Consider the following 26,054-nt stretch of genomic DNA (forward strand, 5'->3'; position numbering starts at 1 on the left):
GTTGATTTCCCGTGTGTAGTGTTTAAGTTAAATTTGCAGTTTACTTATTTGATAGGCATCTTAAGTGCCGTTTCTAGTTCTTTAGCTGAGGGATCAAACAGGGCGTTTAATACACCAGCTAAGCGAATACCCGCTTGTTGGAGGCGTGTTTTCACAATAGGTGTGTTGTTGTATATGTAGCTATAGCCAACTTCGTCATTCGTATATTTATAAATTTTCATTGCTAGGTTATGAGATTCTTCAACCCACGTTTTAGGTGAGCTTTGTAAGTACTGTGCAATGAGTTCACTATTATTTGTATCAATAAATTGTGCGTATTCAGTAAACGATAAGTTCTCGTTTTCAACTAATTTTGTATCCCAAAGGCTGTGAAGGTTTGTTTCTTCATTAAAAAACGAAACTTTAATTCGGTTTCCGCCTCTGTCTTCACCTCTGCCAGCATGAAATGGTTGATGGCTATCACCTACTAAATGCACTAAAAAACGCAAACTAAACTGCTTAGCATCTAAAGTACTGTCTGCATCAGTGAGGGTTTGCATTGAGTAATGAATACCTTCGAGAATATTGCTCACAGATTCTTTGTTTTTTGTGTGCTCATGCTTAAAACTAAATGATTTTCCAGGAGCTGCATTTATGTAATGCCAGCGAGAAGATTTTTTTTGCCAAAAATCACCCGGTGCTGAGCGCATTTCGTCAGGCCATGTTGATATTTGTGCTAGTGATTCGCCATCTAAAAAGGGTTTGATAGCTCTTTTAGTTGCTTGTGTTAAGTGCGACTCGGCAATTTTACCTACAACGCGGTGACCATTTTGCCCCCATGCATACGAATCACTGCTTGTGAAAATTGCACTAATCAAAAGCGCAGAAGAAATTGAATATTTTATTTTGCTGTGCATTAGAGCTTCCTAAATGTATTTTCCGTATTGTTACAATAAGGTAATGCGGTCAATTGTCCTTATTTATTATACTAATAGGAAGGACTCAATAACATTCATAATTTCTTATCTAATGTCATTTAAAATCAAAGGTTTATTTGTAATGGGTAAAATTACTTGTTGTAATAAGTAAATATAATTGTTCAAATACATCAATGGTATATTTTTGAGTGGATTTACTTTGAATTTTAAAAACATCATGTTGCATAAAACCACAGTTGTTGCATTTTTGTTTCTGCTGTTGCTTGTTACATGGATTTGCGGTCAATTAACGGTAAATAACGATGATTTACAGTTTCCTGTCATGATAAAAACTTCAACTACATGTCAAACAACGGCAACAAGTAATACAAGTGAACTCATTGTTTTTACACCATCAAAAAAAATAGCCAAGTTATTAACAGAAAGTTTGTGTGGCGATAACGTTGTCGCTAAGCAATATGGCTCTGTAATAGGGTATTGGGGATATAGAACAGCTGATAGCTTAGAGTTTGTGGGCAAAGGTATTGCAGATTTAATATTGGCTAAAAATAATATAATGGCTGCATTTAGAGCTGAATCAACTTACAACTATCAACCGGTAGTGGGGTTTTCTGACTACACTGCTTTTTTTATATCTTCTAAAGAAAAACCTCGGCTTACAAAACAGTACTTTTTAGATAAACGCATAGGTTTGCTTGATTACCCAACTAGTCGTTCTGGGCATATTTTACCTAAGCAAACGTTTAAAGAGCTTGATATTAACTTGGCTAATTTAAAAATTACTTATGCAAGCTCACATAACGAACTACGGGACTTATTGGCCGATGGCAAAGTAGATATTATTGCGTCATTTTGGAAAGAAAGTGATGCAACACGTTTTTCAAAAAATTACATCACACCTTTAAGCAATAATATTGCAGGAACGCGTTGGTACTTTAAAATGCAGCAAAATAATACTGATTTACTGTGTGCAATACAGTCTCATTTACTTAATATGTCAAAAGATCAAACTCTGCATTACTACCAAAACGTTAAACCTTACTGGAGTTGTAACACTAAATCAGTGAGTTTTATAAAAGGTCTAGGCGATGAATAAATTTGTGTTTTCAGGCTTAGTATCAGGCTTATTTTTGGCTTTATCATTGGTGTTTTACGTATCAGTTAACCAAAAAATGCAGCAAGTAAATACACACAAAATTACGCAGATTGAAAAGCAAATAGCGTTGGATCTGCCATTGCTCGACTTATCTAATGAGTTACTAAAGCACTCAGGAAATAAAGATGCAGTTTTAACTTACATAAAAACATTAAATACATATATTAGTAGTAACGCCTTAAGGGTAGTAGCAATTGAGCCTAAAGGTGAGCTTGAGTTGCCTTTAAAATCAAGGCAGTTTAGCCGTACTTTAAATGGTAGCAACGGCGCCGTATCAATTGTTTTTAAAATAAACAATACATACCTAACAGCAACAAACGCTTCGTTTCATCTTGTATTTTTAATTATAAGTGTACTTGTAAGCTTTTGGTTAAAGCATATTTTTACACAACAGCTTAGGACTAATTTACTTGAGAGTAACGACGATACTACTACAGTGCCATTACCTCTTGTCCTTATAATTGATTTAAACAATAAAACAGTTTCAAATAGTTATAGAACAGAGCTGAAAGTGTGTTTGGCAAATAAACCACTGTGTTTTTATTTAGCGCTAGTTGATTACTGTAGTCATAACTCTGATGTTTCGCTCAATCATAGTAAAAATGTACCTGATGAGCTTATAGAGCTAGCAAATAAATATTTTTATAGGTTAGTTGAGCTTGGTCATACAGTAAGAAAAAGACCTAACTTCAATAATAGTCTTGAAAAAACACTGAGCGAAATTCGCGCCGCACTTGATGAAGTACTCATTGAGTACCCTGATCAAAAAGAGCTTTATTATCCGCCTAAGGCTTATGGGGAAGGGTCTCGTTCACGATTACATAGTTACGCACTAACACATATCGCAAACGGAAATATTGAAGTAATAGGAAAGTAATTTTACTTTCCTATTACTGTAGCTTATTTATTTAGGCGCAAATTCAGACGCTTTAATCGGGCTATTTTCAGATATAAAAGTTTTAAGTGCTTGAGCATCGGTAACATCAGTGCTTACAAAACCTTTTAACTTATTAATCGCTGGGTAACCGTCTCCGCCTGATGCGTTGTAGCTATTTAAGCTCATACGGTATGTTTTATTTTTATCCAGGGCTTTACCATTAATATATACATTCATTAACTCACCATTTTTGCGATCGAACGATATTTTATGATATTGCAAATAAGCGCCTGCATCTGCAGGAAAGCTTGTGACAGTCGATAGGTAACTGAATAAATCGCTGCCTTGCCAATCTATATAAGTAATGCGGTTTTTAAACGGATGTACTTTTAAAACATCTTTATAACTGATTTCGCCAGCTTCAATGCCGCTTCTTATCCCACCGCCACTAATTAACCCAAAATCAGCGCCTACTGCGTTCATTTGTGCTTGAATAATTACTCTCGCAAGGTTTGTTTGTTGATAACGTACTTTGCTTCTATCGCCTTCTAAGCGAGCATCAACACTGCCAATTTTACCTGCTATTTGCTTTGCGCCTTTAGCTTGATAAGTCGCTAAAAAAGCTTCAAGTGTTGGGTCTGGCTTAATATATTCGTTTGCAAGTACTTCTTTAGTAGAGCCATCAGCTTGTACTTTATCTACATATAAGTTTACTGGCATTAATGTGTAGTCAATAAGTGTTAATTTTTCGCCTTCAAGTTTAAATTCAGCCTTACCCACATATTTACCCCATTCATGGGCTTGCATGATCCAAGTACCATTTTGCTGATCTGGTTTGCACGCAAGGCCTGGCTTAAAGTTATCATCGTTAACGTTTGTATCGCTCATACACACAGGCTCTTGAGAGTGCCCGCCTATGATCATATCAAGAGTATTGGCAGGCAGTGAGCGGGCAAGTGTTACATCACCAGGGGCATTAATACCAAAGTTTGCATCTACATAATGGCCCATGTGTGTAAGTGCAATAGTAACGTCAGGGTCATATTTAGCTTTTATTTCTTTTGCTAGTTTGGCTGTAACCTCTGTAGGGTCTTTAAATTCTAAATGACCAATATATTGAGGATTACCTATTTTAGCTGTATCAGTCGTAGTTAAACCAATGACCGCAATTTTTAAACCATTTTTTTCAAACACTTTATAGCTTTCAAATGCGTGTTCACCTGTGGCTTTTTCAAAAATATTAGCAGATAAAAGTGGGAAAGTAGCCCATTGCTGTTGTTTGTTTAACACCTTAATTGGGTTATCAAATTCGTGGTTACCAAGCGCCATTGCGTCATAACCTAATAAAGACATACCTTTAAAGTCGGGCTCTGCTTGTTGCAAATCAGACTCAGGAATACCTGTATTTATATCACCACCAGAGAGCAATATTACTGCATGGCCTTGCTTTTGCGCTTCATTACGTAAAGAGTCAATCAACGTTTTGCGAGCGGCCATGCCGTATTCGCCTTTTTCGTTTTGCCAAAAACGACCATGGTTATCATTTGTATGAAGAACAGTTAAATATTGTGTAGAAGAACTACTACTAGATTCTGGGGTAGAAGAGGTACACCCAAGGAGGCTAAAAAAAACCGAAAATAAAATAATTATGCGCATAAAATACCTGTTGATTAAGCTCTACTTAATTTATCAAGCCGGTAGTTTAAACTAGTTTTGTGCTAAAAAAACGTACTTATTTTACATTTCTACTTAGTTTTTAATGCCAAATTGTTTGTTACTGCACGCTCACGTCTTTTTAATTCGGCGTGTGCATATTCAGATTTACGGTGTTTTGTGCTTATCATCCAAGTTAAAAAGCTTGCAGGTAGCTTTGTGTAAGCCTCGCCTTTGTGTAAACCAAAATCGCAAATTGTGTGTGTGTTATTAAGCATTGTCAGCTCCTTGGTATTTATTTTTTTAAGGTAACAAATGTAAGCTCATTATTTAAGATGATTTAGTTGTACTAACTTTGCTTTATATAACTTGAAAGAATATAACTAGCCTTATATGTAATTAAAGTGTTATCAGTACGGTCTAATTTGTATCTTGATAGATTTAACAATCGATTTTAATACCATGTCGTTTTAATCTGCAAGTAGGTTAATTAATCGTTAAAATTATAACAACAGGAATGAAACATGAAAAAGCTTTTACTTGGCTCTGGGCTTGCGTTGGCAAGCTTTGCAAGCACTGCAACTATTGTCGAAATGAACACAAGCCAAGGTACAATAGAAATAAATTTATTTGATCAACAGACCCCCAAAACCGTAGAAAACTTTTTAAGCTATGTTCAAGATGAATCATACAACGAAACGGTGATTCATCGCTCTGTGGCAGATTTTGTAATTCAAGGCGGTGGCTTTACGTATTCTGATTCGTTTGATGCAATTGATACTAAGCCTACAGTAGAAAATGAGCCTGTTTTTTCAAATGTTAAAGGCACCATTGCTATGGCAAAGCTTTCTGGCGATGAAGACAGCGCAACAAGCCAGTGGTTTTTTAATATTTCAGATAATAGTGCTGCGCTTGATACGCAAAATGGTGGCTTTACGGTGTTTGGACAAATTACTGCGGCGAGTCAATCTACACTCGATAAAATTGCAGCATTGGTTCATTGCGGTGAAGTAGCTGTAGTAGATATTACTGAGCAGCAATGCTCAAGCAGTGATGTAAGTATAAATAGTGCAAATTTAGTGACTATTCAAAGCGTAGTTGTTATGGATGACGATCCAAATTCAGCTGCAGGCCTTAGCGTAACAACAAACACATCGCTTGATAGTGCCGATACCTCTACCGATTCAGGTAGCAGTTCAGGTGGTTCATTGGCGTGGTTATTGGGTGGAGTTCTATTGGTGTTCACACGTTTGAAGCGATTTAAATAAAAATGTAAAAGTATTCATTATCAGCGGCTTAATTTTAAGCCGCTGATAATATTTAAACTAAAAAGCTATTATTCGCCAAATCATGGCAAGCCATATCGCAAATACACACCCGCAACCAAATAAAAAGACGTTAAAGCGTGCCCTTACATTATTTTTCCCTAAGTGGATTACAGTATGCGCAACACGCGATACTACAAATACGCATGCTAAAGCGGCCACTAAATAACTTGCATTCTGAAGCTGTAAAGCAAGTAAGCAGCCGGCATAAAATAAAACGGGGATCTCAAACTGATTAGAAAAGTTCCTATCGGCTACACGCACTGTGTCGCCTGCTTTATCTAATTGCATTGTTTTAAAATCATTAAAATTTAGCTGTTTATTTTTAGCGGCTTGTATACGCCTTTTACCCATAACTATCATCACAAACAGTGAGAGTGTTACTTGAGCAAACATGGCTAGAATAATAATTTTTTCCATAATGTTCCTTTATTATTGTTTTATAAAGCTTAAGTATGAAGGGCTTTTTCACAATGTGTTACATATTTTAGCGTTAAATTGTGGCAAATCCTTAATTGTTAATGTTAATTTAGCTCTATTACGATGTTTGAGCGCGTAACTAGCGCAATACTTTACTGGAAAAATCAAAATGAAAAAAATTATTGGCTTTAGCGCCATAGCACTGGCTGTTTTAAGTGGTTGTTCAAATACATCATCTGTTTCAACGTCTCCTCAAGCGTCTTTATTAGCTGATTCATTAGTTGTAAGTCCAAACGATAACCGAGAATATAAAACGTTAAAGTTAGCAAACGAAATTGAAGTTATTTTGGTATCAGACCCAAGCGCCGAAAAATCTGCGGCTTCGCTAAGTGTAGGGGTTGGTTTACTGCACGACCCAATGTCACAACAAGGTATGGCGCATTATTTAGAGCATATGTTGTTTTTAGGCACTGAGCGTTATCCAGACACAAAAGGGTATTCTGATTTCATGACCAAAAATGGTGGCGCCCACAATGCCTACACGTGGCTCGATATTACCAACTACATGTTTAAAATTAATAACGATGCGTTTGATGAAGGGCTAGACCGTTTTTCTGATTTTTTTAAAGCGCCTAAGTTATATCCTGAATATACCGATAAAGAAAAAAACGCGGTAAACGCAGAGTGGTCAATGCGCCGCGAGATGGACTTTTTTGGTCAATTTAAGCTAGCCCGTAAAATGATGGGCGATCACCCCGCTAATCGCTTTTTAATAGGAAATTTAGAAACTCTAGGCGATAAAGAAGGGAGCTCGTTGCACAAAGAAACAGTCGATTTTTATAATAAATATTACTCTTCCAATATCATGAAAGTTGCGCTTATTTCTAACTTGCCAATTGCTGAAATGGAGCAAAAAGCGCAAAAGTACTTCGCTGATATAAAAAATAAAAATATTGAAAAGCCAGCTGTTACTGCAAAAGTAGATTTTGATAAAGCAGGCGGTAAGCGTGTATTTTACTCTCCGAATGAAGATGTTAAACAACTACAATTAGATTTCACTATTGCCAATAATGCTGATGAGTTTGCAGTTAAACCAAATCGTTTTGTTGCTTATTTATTAAGTAATGAAATGCCGGGCAGCCCTGCACAAATCTTACGTGATAAAGGTTGGGTGTCGCAGTTATCAGCATCACCATCGCCAACTCAATACGGTAATTACGGGACACTGAATGTAAATATTGAATTGACCGACGAGGGCATGAAAAATCGCGAAACAATTGTCGCGACAATTATGCAATATATCGATTTAATTAAAAAAGAAGGTGTAGATAGTAAGTACTTTAACGAAATTAAAACGTCGCTTAGCAACCAGTTTAAATTTTTAGAGAAGGGCGACGAGTTTAACTATGTAAGCTCGCTTACCGGCAGCATGCAGGTTTATCCGCTTAATCATACTATTAATGCCCCTTACTACTATGCAAAATTTGATGCTGATGCAGTTAATAATGTGCTTGATCAATTAAATGCTAAAACGCTACGAGTTTGGTATATATCTCAACAAGAAGAAACAGATTCGCAACTGCATTTTTATGATGGCAAATACCGTATTAACGACATTAGCGATGATGAAATTGCCAGCTGGAAAAAGCCGAGTGAATTTAAATTAGCACTGCCTAGTGTAAACAATTTACTACCGCAGAGCTTTGCAATTAAAACTAAAGCGTTTAAAGAGCAAAAGCACCCAGTACTAGCTTATGATAAAAACGGCGTGAAAGTATGGCGCCAAGCAAGTCAAAAGTTTGCAGAGCAACCAAAAGGACTTGTTGAGGTATATATAAATACTCAACCTGGATTAACTGATATAAATGCTGAGGTGCTTTATTCGGTATGGGCCGACTTATACAATATTCAGCAAAGTCAGCTAAGCACTGAAGCTGCCATAGCGGGTATGAGTGTGAGTCTTGCGCCAAGTAATGGCCTTGTATTATCAATGAGCGGCTTTACTGATAAACAAGACGTACTACTTAAACAAGCGCTTAGTGGTTTAAAAGCTGGTGTTACAGCACAAGCATTTAGCCAAGCAATTGATCGTTATAAACGTGATTTATTAAACCAGCAGAAGCAGTTCCCGTATGCGCAAGCATTTGGTGAGTATTCAAAACTCATTCGCACAGGCAGTTTTGATACAGATGCACTAATAAAAGCGGCTGAATCATTATCTGTTGCTGATTTAAATAATCTAAAAACAGCAACTTTTGCTAAAAATGATTTACGCGTGTTTAGTTATGGTAACTATAACCAGCAAGATATTGATGCAATAGCTAACGAATTAAGCGCTACGCTTGAAAGCAACCATACACACAGTGAATTTGCACGCAGCAAAGCATGGTTACCGCAAGTAGGCGAAACACTGGTACTTCAAAAAGATATTGATGTTGCTGATGTAGCAGTTGTTGATATGACCGTACACCCAATAGCTGGTTATAAACAAAAAGCACAAGCAGCAGTCCTACAAAGCCACTTTAGAACCGTTGCGTTTGATAAAATGCGTACCGAGGAGCAACTAGCTTACGCTGTAGGTGCATTGGCTCGCCCAATAGAAGACTACTCAGCCATTGGCTTGTTTATTCAGACACCAGTTAAAGGCCCTAAAGAGATACAAGCACGCTTTGATCAATTTAAAAAAGAGTATGCGGTAGAGCTTGATAACATGAGTAATGATACATTCGAACAGCTTAAAAATGCGACGTTAGTATCACTTAAAGAGCAACCTAAAAATTTAAGCGACGAAATGAGCCCGCTTATAAATGACTGGTACCGCGAAAACTTTAAGTTCGATTCAAAGCAAAAGCTGATTAATGAAGTAGAAAAAGTAACACTTGCAGATATAAAACAGTACTACAAGCAAACCATGCTAAACCCTCAAGCTGCGCGTTTAAATGTACAGCTGCGTGGTACTAAGTTTATTGAAAGTGATTTTGCTGATTTACCTAATCAAACAAAAATCACTACGCTTGATGCTTATTACAATGGCATTAAGTTACAAAAATAAACGTTATACATAAAGTTAAAATAAACCCCAGTGTAGCAATACATTGGGGTTTATTTATTTCTATAGCTATATAATATTTATGCCATAACTATAAAGCCTATAACCGCCATTGATGCCGCTATTAATGTATACGGCAACTGTGTTACTGCATGGCTCATTAAGTTACAACCAGAGCCTTGGGCTGCAAGTACTGTAGAGTCTGAATAAAAGCACGCTTGGCTACCAAAGGATGATGCTGATAATAACGCGCCAATCACCAGTGGAATATTTGCGTCAACCGCAGTTGCAAGTGGCATAACGATAGGTATAGACACTGCAAAAATACCCCAACTAGAGCCTGTAGCAAACGCTAGCACCGCCATCGCAATAAACACGACTGCAGGTAAGCATTGCGCCGTCATATACGGGCTTAAACTGCCTATAACAAATTGCGGTAAGCCTATTAAATCGCACACATCTTTAAAAATAAACGCGGCGATCACAGTGCCAATAGCCGGTATCATACTTTTAAAGCCATCAAGCATACGCTCAATCATTTCGCTAAAGCTCATTAATTTTTGTAGTGCATAAAAAGGAAGTGTGACCGCCATAGTCGCTAGTAAGCCTTTATATACATCTATTTCAAAGTAAACGGTAAAGGCTACAAGTAAAATTATTGGCAGTAAAAAGTTATGTAATTTCCCTTTAGGATCGGCATCTTCAAAGTTTTCTTCTACAGCTTTTACTGCATATTCGTCGGCTGTTTGAATATCACTAAACTGAGCAGGATCTACGCTGGCTTGCTCTATTTTCGCCATTTTTTCTGCTTTTTTCATGGGGCCAATAGCAGGTATAACACCTAATACCACTAACAAAACCACCAATACTGCAAACCATGCATAAAACATATAAGGAATTGCTTGAATATATACCGCAATGCCTTGGCCTTCCTCGGCAATGCCGTTATCTACTAATAGTCCGCCAAAAAATACTGCCCAAGTAGATAAAGGTACAAGTACACAAATCGGTGCCGCTGTTGAGTCGACAACGTAGGCAAGCATTTCTCGGCTAACTTTAAATTTATCGGTAATGCGCTTCATCGTTTCACCAACGGTAAGCGCATTTAAGTAGTCATCAATAAAAATAACCACCCCTAAACAAAAGGTCATAAATAAAGAAGAGCGTTTACCTTTAGTGTATTTTAACGCTAATTTGCCAAACGCCGACGCACCGCCAGTGCGCACTAATAAGGCGATTAAAGCGCCAAAACCACCACATACGAGTATTAACCAACCTATGGTTTCGTCGGTCATTACTTTGAGCGATGTGCTGGCAAAGTTAGCAAGCACCTGAGCCGGGTCGGCTATTACTAACCCAACTAAAGCACCAATAAGTAAAGATAAAATAGGGCGGCGTAAAACAACAGCCAAAACAACAACCACCGCTGGTGGCAGTAAACTTAACGCAGAGGGTTCAAGCATTTAAGTGTTCACAAAATTAAAAGCATATTTAAGAATTTAAATTGCTTATACAAAAACAAAGAAGATGATAGTTTGTTGTTAAATCATTTTCCAAGTCACTGCTTTGTACGCGAGAGGAGTATTTAAACTGTTATGTTAAATTAAGGGTTTAAATAAAAACGCGTTGGCTTTGGCGCCAGACGGAGCAAGGAATGCATACCGCTATTGTTGTGCCTGTAAAAACATCGGCGCAAAAATAATCTGGTTTCGCATTTCAGTCAATAAAAATTTATGTGCATAAATAACTTTTTTATGGAGACTTTTAATGAACGCCGTATTTAAAACAAAACGTTTATTGCTTCGCTACGCAAATGAGCACGATGCAGCCATGTTACTTACTTTTGTTAATCAGTCTAATTTTATCAAGTATATTGGCGATAAAGCCATTTATACGCTTAGTGATGCTAAAAACTATATTGAGCAGTCGTTTACTGCATCTCATAAACATCAAGGGTTTGGCCCTTATGATATTACTTATTTTTAAAAGCTGTTCAGCTTATTCACCTCACCAAACTTAGAGCACATTACTTATTATTTTTATATTACATTTCACAAATTAGGCAGGAATAAAAAATAGTTCAAGTGAGTAAAATTACTATTCATAATAACCAAATAACGCCTCGAATAAATTATTTAGAGAGCGTGCCAATATATTTTTTGTAAAATCACACATTAACGTATCAATTATCTTCTTAGTGTTTTTCTGCCCGTTATATTTCATCTTTTAAAAACCTTGAGTTTAAGTTGCTGCAATATTGCTACATGGTATTTACACGTTAAAGGCCGTAAAATTTAACATTGTTATGTGATTGTTTAGTTTTTTTAATTAAAGGTTGCTTGCTTTTAGTTCCTTAAACAGGTAAGTTCTCGCTGCCACCAGGTTAAATGCTTACCTTTTATTGTTTCTTAAGTAATAAAGTGCTGCTTTTTAATGGTGGGAACCATTTATTAAATAAATTGATGAGAAAAATAATGTTTTTAAAATATAAAATGCTGCCGCTTGCTGCGATAATGTTAACAGGTTCGGTGAATGCTGATGCAGTCGTTATCAAAAACCCGGGGTTTGAAAGTGGCTTAACTTATTGGACGATAATTGATGATGCTCGTGCATCAATTATAAGCAACTCTGGTAGCCAATCTTTGCAGCTAATGGGGGCACCTGCACGTGTTCATCAATGGGTTGATGTAGAAACGAATACAGATTATATTCTTACCGGTTATGTTAATGGTTCTGGTAAGTTTGGTGTGAATAATGGCTACGATGTAGTTAAAAAAGTAGTGTTTGATGTGAGTAAATGGAGTAAAGCTGTTGTTCCATTTAATTCTAAATCTCGCTCTAGAATTCAAGTTTATACTAAATTCAATGATGAGTTCCAACACGGCTACTTTGATGATATTCAATTAGTTAGAGCGGATGCTGTTCCAACGGACCCAACAGACCCAACACCTGTTCCAGAGCAGTGTGGTGTGACTAAGTTAGAAGTTATAGAAGCTAGCGATGATGGTTCGTACAACAATAATTACTCACCTGAAAAAGCGATCGATGGATTTTTAACCAATTCATCTCGTTGGTCTTCTAAAGGTAACGGAAAATGGATCCAACTTGACCTAGGCGGTGAAACGACGATTGATAGTATAAAAACAGCATGGTTATCAGCCGATAAGCGTACTGCTTACTTTGATATTGAAACATCACTAGACGGTGAAAACTGGGGCCCTGTAGTTACAGGTGCTGAATCTCAAGGTGATGACTCGCTTAATAAAGATGATTTAGGCGATGTTTATGCACGTTTCATCCGTATTGTTGGCTATGGAAACAGCTCATCTGAAGATTCACAGTGGAATAGCTTACTAGATGTAGAAGTGTTTGGTTGTGGTGAACTTAAAGAAAGCCCAATAGAAACTCCGACTGAACCGACTGAACCGACTGAACCGACTGAACCACCTGCTTCGTGTCCAATTACTCGCTTAAGCGCTTCAGCGAGTGATGATGGTTCATCAAGCGGCAACTACGGACCAAGCCTTGCGGTAGATGGTTCTTTGAAAGAGGCTTCTCGTTGGTCTTCTATAGGTGATGGCAAATGGCTACAGTTAGACTTAGGTGGTGAGACAACTGTTGATTCAATTCAAACAGCTTGGTATTCAGCAGATAAACGTACTGCTTATTTTGATATTGCTGCGTCCTTAGATGGTGTTAACTGGGATTCAATTCTTACGGGAGCAGAATCACAAGGTGACGAAGATCTGAACGCTAATGATTTAGGCGATGTGTATGCGCGTTTTATTCGAGTAATTGGCCAAGGTAATAGCTCTTCTGAAGATTATGAATGGAACAGCTTACTAGAAGCACAGCTTTACGGTTGTGGTGAGTTAGTCGAAAGCCCAATTGAGGTGCCAACTGACCCTACGGATCCGACGGAGCCTACAGACCCAACTGATCCAGGTGAATCAATTCCAGATTTAGTTATTCCTGAAAATATCACCAATGGTTCAATTTTTGAACTGGAAGGTAGTGACCCAAGAATTAACGACTCTACTTTAGTGTTCCTTGCACTTGAAGAACAAGTGACTACGCCTAACGGTAACGGCTGGCGTCATGAGTACAAAATTAAAGAAAGTAAACGTATTGCGATGACTGATACGTACGAAGAGTTCCAAGCAACAATCAAAGTTGATCTTTCAACTGGCGGTAAAACAATCGTTGCACAGCATCACGCAGGTGATACTGGTACAATCATGAAACTTTATGTGTCTGATACTGATGAATCAGGTTTCTATGATAGTAAAGCTGCAAATGGTATTTTTGATGTGTACGTTCGTATTCTTAATAAGAGCGGTAAAGAAGAGAAAAAAGCCCTAGGTACTATTAAAACCGGTGATTCATTTACTTTCCACGTGTTAAATGATTACGGTGTAGTTAAAGTATCTGCTTTCGGTAAGGACTTAGAAACTGAAGTTGAAGATGATTCAGAGTCATACTTCAAATTTGGTAACTACTTACAATCGCAATACCCTGAAGGTAATGATAACTGTGGTAAACATGGTGATTCTTCTAGCTTCAAGAAATGTTTTGAGAAAATTGGTATTACAACGTCTAAAATTACAATGACAGACGTAACATACGTTCGTAAAACAAAATAATATTTACAAATCGCTAATCTAAACCCGCATGGCGTTTGCTATGCGGTTTTTTTTATTTAAATTTATCAATAGGCCAAAGCCTTCTAACTCTGAGAATTTAGGTTTTTATCTGGTGGTGATTGTAATGCTGTACAAGGTGAGTAATCTGGCATACATGGTAGCTGCTACAGTTTTGCTCTTATAGTTTACATCTATGTAAGGATAAGTAAAAAGTCGAGAAACATAGAATTAATCAACTCTACAAAGAGCCCTAAGTACAGCGTACGTTTGGTATTTAAGCTGCGTTCGCCTTATTTATGAAGAGCAATATGCCTTAATTACTCGTTTAAAATAAGTATCTTATCGATATTTTATAGCTTGTCTCATAAATTCATATGTTTAAAGCAGTGTATTTGGTATTTGAGTTGTTTGTTTAATCGTGTAAATACATGATGCGATAGGGTAGTGCGAGGGTTTTAAGTCGTAAAAATTAATACATGTGGATGATTGTTGAAGTAGCTGGTTGGGGCGTAAAATATCCACATCAGTAATTTATACTGATGTGAATATTACGCTTATTGTCTTGTTTTATAAAGAATTTAAAAATGTTAATAAAGCTGAACGTTTCGTATTGCTTAGAGATTCATAGGCAATACGAGATTGCTCTGCTTCTCCATCATGCCACATAATCGCTTCATTAATAGTACGTGCACGGCCATCATGAAGATAGTTTGCATCAGGTGCACACACATCATCGCCTTGGTAACCCGTTAGATTAGTTATTCCACCAGTAACACATGCTGATAAACCAAGGCCCCAAAGTGGTGCTGTGCGCCATTCTGCACCGCTAGCATTTCCGCCACCTAAGTTGTCAGCAAGTCCTTCACCCATATCATGAAGTAATAAGTCAGTGAATGGGCGAACAGTTTGGTTTCGAAGCTCTGCGTGCACAGCAAACTCGCTAGTTTTCATTGTGCTTCGATGACAGCTTTCACAACCGGTTTCGTTGAATACTGTTTCACCTAATATTACGTCTGGATCGTCAAGGTCACGCTGAGCACGAACACCTAGTAAAGAAACATATTTAACGAGATCATTTAAGTGTTCATCGGCAAGTTCTGAGCTAGTATTATTACCACATGTGGTTTGTTCAGGCCCACAATCTGGTGTTGGTATTACTGATGTCATTACCCCCATATCTGTATTTAATGCGCCAGCAACTTGATGCATAATACTTGTTGCATTACCTTTATAACCAAATCGCCCTAAGCGAGTTTCGCCAGTAATTGGGTCAGTAGATAAGCGCGCTTTACCAGAAATACCATCTCCGTTGAGGTCTGCTTCATCTTCGCGTTCTAATATTGTCTCTTCACTTATTGCTTCGAGTAAGCCAAGACCAACGAGTTGTGGTGCCAAACGAGCAGAAAAACGGGCTGGGCGACCTTTTGAAAACTCATAATTTGGTGACCGTAATCCGTTATTTTCAGTCCAAGAGGCAATTTTTACTGTGCCTTCACCTAAATCTGTATTAATACCTATATTATTTGGTTGTAGAATGTAGCCGCGTAGTGGGTCTGGGTTACCATTTTCATCTGCAATTGCAAAGACCCATTTATCAAGTGGCAGACCAACATCTGCTACAGATGCGCGTCCGTTTCTTTCATGGCAGCCTGCGCAAGTTGCGTTGACATAGTTAGGGCCTGCTTTACCAACAAGTTCTGAAAATATACCATTTTCAACGCTTTCATCATGACCGCCGGTGTTGAAGTTTGTATGATGAACACGACGTCCTTTTACAAATGGTTGTCCATTAATATTAGACAAATTAGTCGCCATTTGCATGAAGTGGTTGTCAGACTCTGCAGTGTAATTGTAAGGTAAAGTAGTGCCGCCACCAAGACGACCATTTTCTGCTATTGGGTAAGAATCCTCACGTTCAGATTCTTTTTCTTCAAATTCACCCACTGTTTTCCACGGTACAAGGCCTTCACCTACAATATATAAGTAGGTTGTACCGTAATAGTTTTCACGCCCTTCAGGTACATCATCTAAAAACTGGCTTACTTCAAATTCCATACGTTGGCCTACGGCTAAAGGAATATTATCAGATGCTGACCAATTTAAAGGGCGGTATCGATCAATCACTAACTGATAGCGATATTGGTCGCCATCGTCACTAATTTTGTTAAGGTTATTATCGTAACTGCCTTTGTCTAGCTCAACAACGTTACCACCTAAATTACCATGATACTCAGCAACTGTGTTTAAACCACGATACCAAGCTCTAAGTTCTTTTGGACCTAATTTCCATTCGGTTATAAATGTTATTTCTAACGTTGTTCCTCCTTTAGCTACATAGTCAACAAACTCAAATTGTGCCGTACGGTGTATCCAATAGTGAGATAGGTAATGGTCATAGGCTTGAAATTGATCTTCTTTTGCATGACGGTCACGACCGCGATCAGCGAAGCGAGTAACTAATGCGTCACCTCTGTCAAATGAGATGGCTTGCTCAAGCTGTGTGTTAGTGTCAAATAAAGGAACAATGTTTATTAAACTAATATCCGATGGGTTGTCGCTGTTATTGTCGTTATCGCTATTATCGCCGTTATCGTTATTGTCGAACGCTGTGCTACTAAAAACCAGGTTAAACCAAGGTGATGTTTTTACGCTGTAACCACTGTCTAAATAGGTGAAAGAGTAAACGATTTGATCGCCATCGGTCAGCCCTGTAAGGCTTCTTATATTGCTATCACCGGTGTTAGTCATTCTGAAATTACGCTGTGTACCTTCATTAACAATATAATGTACATCAGCCCAATCAGGAGTATTAACAACAAAATTAAGTGAGCTTTGTGAAGTGATTTCAATATCTAAAGTATTTGCTTGTGCAATTTGACAACCAGCTTCATCGACAACCGAGCCTGGAAGAGTGTCTGTGCATTGGTCTTGAGCATCAATTATTCCATCACTATCACTATCGATAATATTATCGATTATCTCTGGTTTTATAAGTGTCAACTCTAGCCAATTAAAATTAAAACTTCCGCTTTGAGCAGTAATAGTTAATGTATGTTGCGATGCTTCTAGTTCTACTGTGCTTAAAAGCAATGTTTCATATTCATGCCAACCTTCTGTAGCAGCCGTATTACTTACAACAGTTTCACCATCAATAGATAGCGTGAAATTACCTGTTATTGCTGAGGCAACACGAGCACTAATATCGTATGAACCTGCGGCTAAATCTAATGTGTAATCAAGAGATTCGCCAGGCTCAATCCAGCCAACGTTGTAGCCACCGCCTTGATCAGTTGTTTTTTGAATATCAACAGCATCATCACGGTATTCGCCACCAATATTTATCGGTGTTTTGTCATAATAACTGGTGTAATCTTCGGCTTGAACACGCATACTTTGCACTGCTGGTATTTCACAACCGCTATTATCAACACTGTTGCTAGCTTGAATATCTGAGCAAGTTTCATCTGGGATTGAGGTACTACTGCCACCTAGCCATACTATGTCGTCGATTGCCATTTCAAACGGCGCTGTTGGTAAATCATTATCAAGGCTTGCTATATAAAAAAGGCCTTTTAATGATTGCAGTGCTATTAATTCACCACGTAACTCGTTAACAGGAATAGTTACAGTAGACCATTGATCATCACGAACTAATCCGTAATATTCTTCATCAGCTGGAAATTCAATCCAATTTATGTTCGTATATGTATCTTCAATGCCTATTTTAAACGACACGTCTGCTGGTATTTTAATTTTAAAACTTAATACACCATCTTCTGAAAAATTACTTAGGTCTCTAATTTCGCGAGCTTGAATACCTGCACCAAACCATTCATTTTTAGACGTGTAATCCCACGAAATAACGTTACTACCTTCAAATGGCGGTTCATTACCTTCGGTGATAGACTGCGTATTCCAGATAAAAATATCAGCACTTGTCCCTATTTCAAGCTGGTTGTTAGTGGCTGTTGTGTCTGAATATATACCTAAGCTGCCATTTTCAGGCACTGTTTGGTCACCAATGAAAACCTCACCTTGGCCATCTAATTCATATACTCGTACGTAATCTACATACATTTTAGCCGGTTTTACGGCTGAAACTTGGCTGTTCGTAATTGCATCGGTGAAGTTGCCGCCGACAGCTAAATTTAGTAGTAAGTAAAACGGAGCTTGGAATTCGCTTGATTCCTCTGTGATAGTAAAAGGCGTATCAAATAAGTCAATTTCAACACCTTCGTCTTCAACTGTGAAACGAATTTGTGAATCAGTCCAATAGGTACGGTATGTTACAAAGCGGTTTGTTAATGGCGTATTTGATACGTGAGCATTATCGTTTTGCCACGCGATACTTGCGGCACATGTTGGATTTCCATTACTACATGCATCTTTAGTGTAAAATATTAAGTTAGATCCAACATAATGATTGATATCGGCTTCAGGGAAGCCTGCATCAGCACGAGCTTGTTCTTTGTGGCCCATTTCCATCATGTCAATTTCGCCTTTAGCAGGCCAAGATTGATTTGTAGTACCCAGTAACCACGCTGCAGGCCATAATCCGACACCCACATCGGGTACCATCATACGTACTTCTATCATGCCATATTTAACAGCTATTTTATTTTTCGTTTGTACTTTACCAGAAGTAAATGCATAACCATTGCTTGCCTCGTCGTTAGCTTCTAAAACAAGTGCTCTATTGCCAATTTCATTTGGAACATCATCTATATATGCATTTTTTTTCGCATACCATTGCAGCTCTTGATTACCCCAACCACATAACCCTTGATCGCACCCATCGCCAGTATCTACTGTCCATGTTTGATCATTTAATGTGTTAAAGTTTTCTTCCCAAAGAATGGGCCCTATTGCTGCATTGGCGTGCATTGTCGTTGACAGCAGGGATAACGTTAGCCCTGTGAGTAATATACTTTTTTTCATCTATTAGTTCCTAATAACTATCACTAATTAAAACTATACAAGAGATAAAATCCATCAAATTGAAAAAGAGACATATGAGACTTGCTAATACATACACCAACATATCGCAGTGGATATGCCAGATTCTATTTAAAACAAGACACTTTGTTTTTGAACAATTAGTGATTGTTTAGGAAAATAAACCTAGTAATTTAGTGTGTTAAATAATGAAGTGTTACATTCTTAATAATTATTTTAATCGGAAGTGGGGATGATATAAAATAGGTACAGATTTGTCATTATAAAATTTAACGAAATTGTAACAAGAGTCAGCGCTTGGTGTTTTAATGTGGTTTATTCAAAAATTAGATAGATATATTGAAGCTATGATTTATCAGGCAAGAAATATATTTCTTGCCTGATAAATACAGAAGTAGGAGGGATTAAAGTCGTGCTTGCTCTATCGCTTTAGCTACATCTAAATTTATGTTTTGCCAAGTTTTCTCAAGTGTAGTTACTAAGCCATCGTAGCCGTCGTCTTCTATGGGGACTACGTTTGAAAAATTATGAATACTAATTAAACGTCTTCCTGTTTCTGGGTGAGTGTAATATAAGCGCCAAAGTCCTGAAATGTCAGCATTACCTTGTAAGTCACCATTAAAATGATGAACTTCGTATTCAAGTTCATAAAATGTTTGTTGATCAACCTCTGTAATTACAGGCAACCCTTTTATTACCATCCAATTTGGCATGGCATTAAACAAGGTTTGCTGTGCACTTGCAGTTAACATTGAATCAGGCGATTCGCCCCATAAGTTGTAATTAGCAGCATGAATTTGGTTACTGTCTATTTTCATCGCGATGCCTAAATTATTTAGCGCTCCTCTAAGTACAACAGTTTGCACTCTAAGCTGTGCATCTGTGGCCACTACATTTCGAGATGATGCACCAATAGGCTGTTCAAATTGATAATACTGCGTTGCAGTCTGTATTGATGCGCTACACCCGGTCAAGAGTAATAAAAAACTAGCGGTTAAAAGTATAGATTTCATTATTGCTTCCTTGGTTTTGGATCAGCGGGTAGCGACTTGTCAAAAATAAGCATGTTAGGTTGCTCGTTTAAACCACGGGTGAGTGGCTGTAGGCCTTCACTTAAACGTTTAAACTCTTTTAGTGTTTGTTGTATTTGGTGATGAAGTTCTGAGCCTGCTTGATAACTGGCCATCGTTTTATCAAACTGGCGCATGGTTACCTCAAATTGCTCCATACTTTTAGTCATTTTTTCAAAGTTACGATTAAAGTCACCCGGTAAGTTTTGGGTATCTTTTTGACTTAACAGTTCGCGCATTTCATTGGCAAGTGATTGATAGTCGCTAAATGTATCTTGCATTTGCGCTAAGCTGTCTTCAATTTTTAAGCTGTTTACTTTATTTAATACATCAGATACTTGGTCTGCTAGTACCGTAATTCCACTAGATATACTTGGAAACACATCATATTGTGCAAGTTTATCTAGGTTAGCTTTAGGTGCATCTGGGTAAATATCAAAATCAACATACACGGCACCAGTAAGTAAATTGCCAGGTTTTAAAGAGGCGCGCATGCCGTTATTAATCCATCCAGTTAGGCTGCTTTGCCAAAACTCTTTGGCTTGGGCGCTATCGTAATATAAACGACCATATTCTACTTTTATAAGAACAGGTACCGCCGTGTTGTGGTTTTTAAAGTGTGCTGGCTTACCATTAACAATTACGTTAGCAGGCGCTTCTACTACAGTGCCAATACGTGTACCACGGTACTCAACAGGTGCACCTGGACGAAGGCCGCGAATAGATTGCTCAAAATCAATTATGTAGTAATCAAAATCATAAAAACGCTCTTCAAGAGCTTCTTTATAGCTTTGGCTAAGTGAATAACTGTGGCCATCTTGCGCTATTTCACCCGGGGTTTGTTGCTCTGGTAAACCTACAGAAATACCACCTTTTAACAATTTGCTTAAAGAGCCGGTATTTATGTTTATACCATCAGCAGAGAGATCAATCTCTATTCCGGCGTTAACCCAAAAAATAGAATTCATGGTGATTAAGTTTTGATACGGTTCTTTAATAAAAATACCGTATTTCATTGCTTGGTTTTTCCAATCAAAGGTGGCGGTTTCTACTTGACCAATTTTATAGTTTTTGAAAAAAATACCCGTACTGACTTCAAGTACTTCGGCGTTGTAGCTCATTAATTTAAAGCGGCCGCCTTTTACATCTTTACCAATTAAAGCGGGTTCGTCCTGCAGTTCAAATCGCTCTTTTAATTCTTTACTTTCACCAGGTGAAAATTCTAGATACACACCAGAGAGCAGTGTACTCATTCCGCTAATACCCGTTTCATCTATACGCGGTTTTACAACCCAAATTTTGGCATCTTCAGTTAATAACGAATCGTAGTTTTTGTCTATTTGTGCACGCGCTATAACACTGTCTTGCGAGTCAGAAAGACGAATGTGGTCTATTTGTCCTATTTTTACACTGCGTACTTTTATTTCTGTTTTACCAGCAACTATGCCCTCAGCTTGGGGCATTTTTATGTATATAGTCGAGCCTTTATTTGCTTGGTATTGATAAAGCATCCACATACCAACAAGTAGCGCAATAACCGGAATAATCCAGATGGCGGAAATTTTCGGTTCTTTTGTTACGTTTGCCGTTTCTGTCATGCTTTTTTCTCTGAAGTTTTGTTTTTAGGTGAATCCCACAATAAACGAGGATCAAATGCGTGAGCTGCCATCATTTGGCATATTACCATAACTGTAAAAAATACAATGCCAAGCCCTGGGGTTACCGACATTAAGTTACCTAATTGCACTAATGCAACCAGTATAGCAACAACAAATACATCTATCATTGACCATTTACCAATAAATTCAGTTAGTTGGTAAATTTTTGTATAGCGTTTTGTATGGCAGTTTGCAGGCCTTGCAACCATAAAGCATAAAAAGCTAAGCACAAATGCTTTTGCAAGTGGTACTACTACGCTTGCCAAAAATATAATGGCAGCAATAGGGTATGAACCACTTTTCCAAAGCGTAATAACACCACCAATTAAGGTTGAAGGTGATTCATCACCCAGGCTGGTAGTATGCATAATAGGTAATACGTTGGCTGGAATATAACAAACTACTGATGTAATAAGCCAAGCTGCCGCTTTTTGTACACTGTATGGGTTTCTTACATATGTTTTTGTGTGGCAACGCTCGCACACATCATCAGTACATAGCTGATGACAGACATGACATGCTTTAATGTTTTCATCTATTGCACGTTTAGCATGCTCAGCACCCTTGAGCACTTTGGCGGGTTTTATTTGCGCCCAAAGCCTAGGTCTATTTAAATGAGCAAGTGCTGCAATATACAAAATTACAAACCCTACATAAGCCCAAAAGCTTGCTCCAAAGCTTATATCGGCCAGCGACATAATTTTAACCATGCTGACAAGCACACCAATTAAAAATATTTCACTCATTATCCACGGCTCAAGTGACAGGGTTACTTTTAGTAAACGCCTAGCAACGCCATTAGGGAGTGTTTTTAGTACACCTAAATGCAAAGGAATTAAAACAACAAGCAGGCTCATTGGTAGCGCAATAATGCTTAAATCTATAAACAAGCCAAGCAACTCGCTATCGTAATTAAATAAAATACGTGCTGCGTCGGGCAAAGTAATAGTTTGAGTAATGCCGCTGCTACTAAATGAGATAAAAGGATAAAACATGCTGCTAAGCAGCATGAGCAATGCACTAAAGCTTAGTGCAACTATGCGGCTGTCGTGGTTAACGTCAGCTTCGCAAAGTTTATGTTGGCAATGGGGGCAAATAGCCATTTGCTTTGCAACTATGCGAGGTATATCAATAATAAGGTCGCAACAGGGGCATACAGTTTGCAATTTAATACCAAGCTAGAAGAATATTTCTTCAATTTTGCTATATTTAGTACATTAATACAACGCGTTCTGATAATAAGCGCTTTAGCGGCCAAACAATTTAATATTGTTTGGCCGCGTTTTTAATCAAATAAAGCGACCGTTTGGCGTGTAAGGGCTATTAACTCCCCCGATTGTGACCAAATACAGCCATCTTCTAACCCGTAGCCATCTTTAGAGTGATGGGTAATAGCCTCAAAACCTAGCCATTCACCGGGTTCTAAATTAGGTGATTGAACAAATTCTAAATACCACGACATACTGCTTGCCGGCGCAGGTTGTTTAAACATTTGTAATAAAGTAGGAGGCCATGCATCGGTAAGAGCAATTACATGAGCTTCTGTAATATGTTTTGGCGTATGCTTAAAGCGCATCCAACCACCCAAATGCGATGTGTGTGAACTACTAAAAGGCATGCCACCTTGTTGCGGACATAAATCAACATGCTGAAAAAACTCAGGCATCTGACCTTCTATAAAAGGTAATGTATGTGCCTCGTCAACAGGCTTTAAACTCAAAGACTTCGACACAGGTACATTAATCCCTGAGTCTCTGTTTTTTGCAAAACATGCTTGTACTATTACACACACTTGTTGGTTTTGAATAGCTTTTGCAAGTACTTGTGTACTGTTTTTACCTTCTCTGAGTATTTCAACAGATAAAGAGAACGGTATATCGGCTAGTAATGGGCCAACAAAATTAGTGCTTAATGAAAGTAATCGACGCTCGTCATTTACTTGTCCTCTGATAGCTTGATACAAAAGTGCGGCTGAAAGTCCGCCAAAAGCTGTACGACCTTGGCACCAATTTGCAGGGAACTGCATCGTTTGGTTATTTTCATCTGATTGTGATTTGCCAAGGTGTGTTGCTTGGGTAAGTAATTGCTCAAAATGCATGAAGAAGTCCTTAAAAGTGCGATTTAATAAATTTATAACACACTCAAACTTGTCAGACCAGTATTTAAAAATCACCTCTGGCGATGCAAAAATCACCATTCCTTATAAAAAATAGGGTTATTTGTTAAAAAAATCACAAAAAATGAAATTAATTTCATTTTTACAGTTGAATTAAGTTTGGCGCATCCCTATTTACTATGTCATCGAACGTATTAATGAATAAAGAAGTTGGAGAAATTTCATGGGTAAAATTATTGGAATCGATTTAGGTACTACAAACTCTTGTGTTGCAGTACTTGATGGTGACAAAGCACGCGTAATTGAAAATGCGGAAGGCGATCGCACAACCCCGTCTATTATTGCTTATACGCAAGACGGTGAAACTTTAGTAGGTCAACCTGCTAAACGTCAAGCGGTTACTAACCCAACAAATACATTGTTTGCAATTAAGCGCTTAATTGGTCGTCGTTTTGAAGACGAAGAAGTACAGCGCGATATCGGTATCATGCCGTTTAAAATCATCAAAGCTGATAACGGCGATGCATGGGTAGAAGCGGGCGGCGAAAAACGCGCTGCACCACAAATTTCTGCTGAAGTACTGAAAAAAATGAAAAAAACTGCAGAAGACTTCTTAGGTGAAGAAGTAACTGAAGCGGTAATCACAGTACCTGCATACTTTAACGATTCACAACGTCAAGCAACGAAAGATGCTGGTCGTATTGCGGGCCTTGAAGTTAAACGTATCATCAATGAGCCAACTGCTGCTGCCCTTGCTTACGGCATGGACAAAAACAAAGGCGAGAACATTGTTGCAGTATATGACTTAGGTGGTGGTACTTTCGATTTATCAATCATTGAAATTGATGAAGTTGAAGGCGAGCACACATTTGAAGTACTTGCTACAAACGGCGACACTCACTTAGGTGGTGAAGATTTCGATAACCGTGTAATCAACTACTTAGTAGCTGAGTTCAAGAAAGATCAAGGTTTAGACTTAAAAACTGATCCGCTTGCAATGCAACGTGTTAAAGAAGCTGCTGAAAAAGCAAAAATTGAACTTTCATCTGCACAATCTACAGAAGTTAACCTTCCGTATGTAACTGCTGATGCAACAGGTCCTAAGCACATGAACGTGAAATTGACACGTGCTAAGCTTGAGTCACTTGTAGAAGATTTAGTTCTTAAGTCAATTGAGCCACTTAAACGTGCGCTAGCTGATGCTGATTTATCAGTAAACGATATCAACGATATCATTCTAGTGGGTGGTCAAACACGTATGCCACTAGTACAAAAAACAGTATCTGAATTCTTTGGTAAAGAGCCACGTAAAGACGTTAACCCTGATGAAGCAGTTGCAGTAGGCGCGGCAATTCAAGGTGGTGTTTTAGCGGGTGACGTTAAAGACGTACTATTACTAGACGTTTCTCCATTATCTCTAGGTATTGAGACAATGGGCTCAGTAATGACTGCGCTAATTGAGAAAAACACAACGATTCCTACTAAGAAATCGCAAACTTTCTCAACAGCAGAAGATAACCAGTCTGCGGTAACAATTCATGTGTTACAAGGTGAGCGTAAACGTTCAAGCGATAACAAATCTCTAGGTCAATTTAACCTAGAAGGTATTCGTCCTGCACAACGTGGTACACCACAAATCGAAGTAACATTTGATGTTGATGCTGATGGTATCTTACATGTATCTGCTAAAGATAAAGATACAGGTAAAGAGCAAAAAATCACGATTCAAGCGTCTTCTGGCTTAAGCGATGAAGAAGTTGAAAAAATGGTTCGTGACGCAGAAGCTCATGCTGAAGACGATAAGAAATTTGAAGAGCTAGTAGCTGCTCGTAACCAAGCTGATGCAATGGTTCACGGCACACGTAAGCAAATTGAAGAAGCGGGTGATGCACTTCCAAGTGAAGACAAAGAAGCAATTGAAGCGGCTGTTGTTGACCTTGAAGCTGCAATTAAGAGCGATGACAAAGCTGAAATTGAAGCTAAAACTCAAGCACTTGCTGAAAAGTCTCAAAAGCTTATGGAAATTGCACAAGCTAAAGCTCAACAAGGCGGCGCAGACGCTGGCGAGCAACAGCAACAATCTACGAAGCAAGATGACGACGTAGTTGATGCAGAGTTCGAAGAAGTAAAAGACGACAAGTAATTGTTTGCTGAGCTTCTAGCTAACTTAAATACCATGACTCAGTTAAGTGTTTAAGTTAGGATGAACAATTG

Annotated in this window: 17 protein-coding genes; 7 read left to right on the forward strand and 10 right to left on the reverse strand. The window is 38.1% G+C overall.

Annotation, left to right across the window (positions count from 1 at the left end; genetic code table 11):
- Positions 1–44: 44 nt before the first annotated feature.
- A complete protein-coding gene (locus CWC11_RS05125; RefSeq protein ID WP_138681802.1) occupies positions 45–896 on the reverse strand; it encodes a S1/P1 nuclease in 852 nt (283 codons plus the stop codon).
- Between the two features lie 238 nt (positions 897–1,134).
- Here CWC11_RS05125 and CWC11_RS05130 point away from each other — a divergent pair, with 238 nt between their 5' ends.
- Together CWC11_RS05130 and CWC11_RS05135 are read left to right on the forward strand one after the other, a co-directional pair.
- Positions 1,135–2,013 carry a substrate-binding domain-containing protein gene (locus CWC11_RS05130; protein ID WP_138681889.1) on the forward strand — a complete coding sequence of 293 codons (879 nt, stop codon included), beginning with the start codon at positions 1,135–1,137 and terminating at the stop codon, positions 2,011–2,013.
- A complete protein-coding gene (locus CWC11_RS05135) occupies positions 2,006–2,950 on the forward strand; it encodes a hypothetical protein (RefSeq protein WP_138681803.1) in 945 nt (314 codons plus the stop codon). The genes CWC11_RS05130 and CWC11_RS05135 overlap by 8 nt, the downstream gene beginning before the upstream one ends.
- A gap of 27 nt (positions 2,951–2,977) precedes the next feature.
- Here CWC11_RS05135 and ushA read toward each other — a convergent pair whose 3' ends face one another.
- Positions 2,978–4,606 (reverse strand): bifunctional UDP-sugar hydrolase/5'-nucleotidase UshA, encoded by a 1,629-nt coding sequence (ushA, locus tag CWC11_RS05140; protein ID WP_138681804.1) that lies wholly within the window; start codon positions 4,604–4,606, stop codon positions 2,978–2,980.
- Positions 4,607–4,695: 89 nt separating this feature from the next.
- On the reverse strand, positions 4,696–4,881 hold the full coding sequence (locus CWC11_RS05145) for a hypothetical protein (RefSeq protein WP_138681805.1): 186 nt from the start codon (positions 4,879–4,881) through the stop codon (positions 4,696–4,698).
- 246 nt (positions 4,882–5,127) lie between these two features.
- Here CWC11_RS05145 and CWC11_RS05150 point away from each other — a divergent pair, with 246 nt between their 5' ends.
- Entirely contained in the window at positions 5,128–5,871 is a 744-nt protein-coding gene (locus CWC11_RS05150) for a peptidylprolyl isomerase (RefSeq protein WP_138681806.1), read from the forward strand.
- A 57-nt stretch (positions 5,872–5,928) separates the two neighbouring features.
- Here CWC11_RS05150 and CWC11_RS05155 read toward each other — a convergent pair whose 3' ends face one another.
- Entirely contained in the window at positions 5,929–6,348 is a 420-nt protein-coding gene (locus tag CWC11_RS05155; protein WP_138681807.1) for an MAPEG family protein, read from the reverse strand.
- A 169-nt stretch (positions 6,349–6,517) separates the two neighbouring features.
- On the opposite strand from CWC11_RS05155, the gene CWC11_RS05160 reads away from it, so the two are divergent.
- On the forward strand, positions 6,518–9,400 hold the full coding sequence (locus CWC11_RS05160; protein ID WP_138681808.1) for an insulinase family protein: 2,883 nt from the start codon (positions 6,518–6,520) through the stop codon (positions 9,398–9,400).
- Positions 9,401–9,477: 77 nt separating this feature from the next.
- On the opposite strand, the gene CWC11_RS05165 is transcribed toward CWC11_RS05160, so the two are convergent.
- Complete coding sequence (locus CWC11_RS05165) at positions 9,478–10,860, reverse strand: Na+/H+ antiporter NhaC family protein (RefSeq protein WP_138681809.1); 1,383 nt, start codon at positions 10,858–10,860, stop codon at positions 9,478–9,480.
- Positions 10,861–11,164: 304 nt separating this feature from the next.
- Here CWC11_RS05165 and CWC11_RS05170 point away from each other — a divergent pair, with 304 nt between their 5' ends.
- Both CWC11_RS05170 and CWC11_RS05175 read left to right on the forward strand, forming a co-directional pair.
- On the forward strand, positions 11,165–11,383 hold the full coding sequence (locus tag CWC11_RS05170) for a GNAT family N-acetyltransferase (RefSeq protein WP_249330653.1): 219 nt from the start codon (positions 11,165–11,167) through the stop codon (positions 11,381–11,383).
- Positions 11,384–11,871: 488 nt separating this feature from the next.
- Entirely contained in the window at positions 11,872–14,040 is a 2,169-nt protein-coding gene (locus CWC11_RS05175; protein ID WP_171038394.1) for a polysaccharide lyase family 7 protein, read from the forward strand.
- A 567-nt stretch (positions 14,041–14,607) separates the two neighbouring features.
- Here the strand turns inward: CWC11_RS05175 and CWC11_RS05180 are convergent.
- From CWC11_RS05180 to CWC11_RS05200, 5 genes are all read right to left on the reverse strand, one after another.
- Entirely contained in the window at positions 14,608–18,978 is a 4,371-nt protein-coding gene (locus CWC11_RS05180) for a di-heme oxidoredictase family protein (RefSeq protein WP_138681811.1), read from the reverse strand.
- A gap of 422 nt (positions 18,979–19,400) precedes the next feature.
- Positions 19,401–20,009 carry a PqiC family protein gene (locus CWC11_RS05185; protein ID WP_138681812.1) on the reverse strand — a complete coding sequence of 203 codons (609 nt, stop codon included), beginning with the start codon at positions 20,007–20,009 and terminating at the stop codon, positions 19,401–19,403.
- The gene (pqiB, locus tag CWC11_RS05190) at positions 20,009–21,664 is read right to left on the reverse strand and encodes an intermembrane transport protein PqiB (protein ID WP_138681813.1); all 1,656 of its coding nucleotides are present in this window, start codon (positions 21,662–21,664) and stop codon (positions 20,009–20,011) included. The genes CWC11_RS05185 and pqiB overlap by 1 nt, the downstream gene beginning before the upstream one ends.
- A complete protein-coding gene (locus CWC11_RS05195) occupies positions 21,661–22,827 on the reverse strand; it encodes a paraquat-inducible protein A (RefSeq protein WP_249330654.1) in 1,167 nt (388 codons plus the stop codon). Before CWC11_RS05195 ends, pqiB begins: the two co-directional genes overlap by 4 nt.
- Positions 22,828–23,009: 182 nt before the next feature.
- Complete coding sequence (locus tag CWC11_RS05200) at positions 23,010–23,822, reverse strand: thioesterase family protein (RefSeq protein ID WP_138681815.1); 813 nt, start codon at positions 23,820–23,822, stop codon at positions 23,010–23,012.
- Positions 23,823–24,063: 241 nt separating this feature from the next.
- Here CWC11_RS05200 and dnaK point away from each other — a divergent pair, with 241 nt between their 5' ends.
- The gene (gene dnaK / locus CWC11_RS05205; protein ID WP_058549824.1) at positions 24,064–25,983 is read left to right on the forward strand and encodes a molecular chaperone DnaK; all 1,920 of its coding nucleotides are present in this window, start codon (positions 24,064–24,066) and stop codon (positions 25,981–25,983) included.
- The last annotated feature ends 71 nt before the right edge of the window (positions 25,984–26,054 follow it).

This window comes from Pseudoalteromonas sp. S3178 (genome assembly GCF_005886985.1).
In the GTDB taxonomy this organism is placed as follows: domain Bacteria; phylum Pseudomonadota; class Gammaproteobacteria; order Enterobacterales; family Alteromonadaceae; genus Pseudoalteromonas; species Pseudoalteromonas carrageenovora.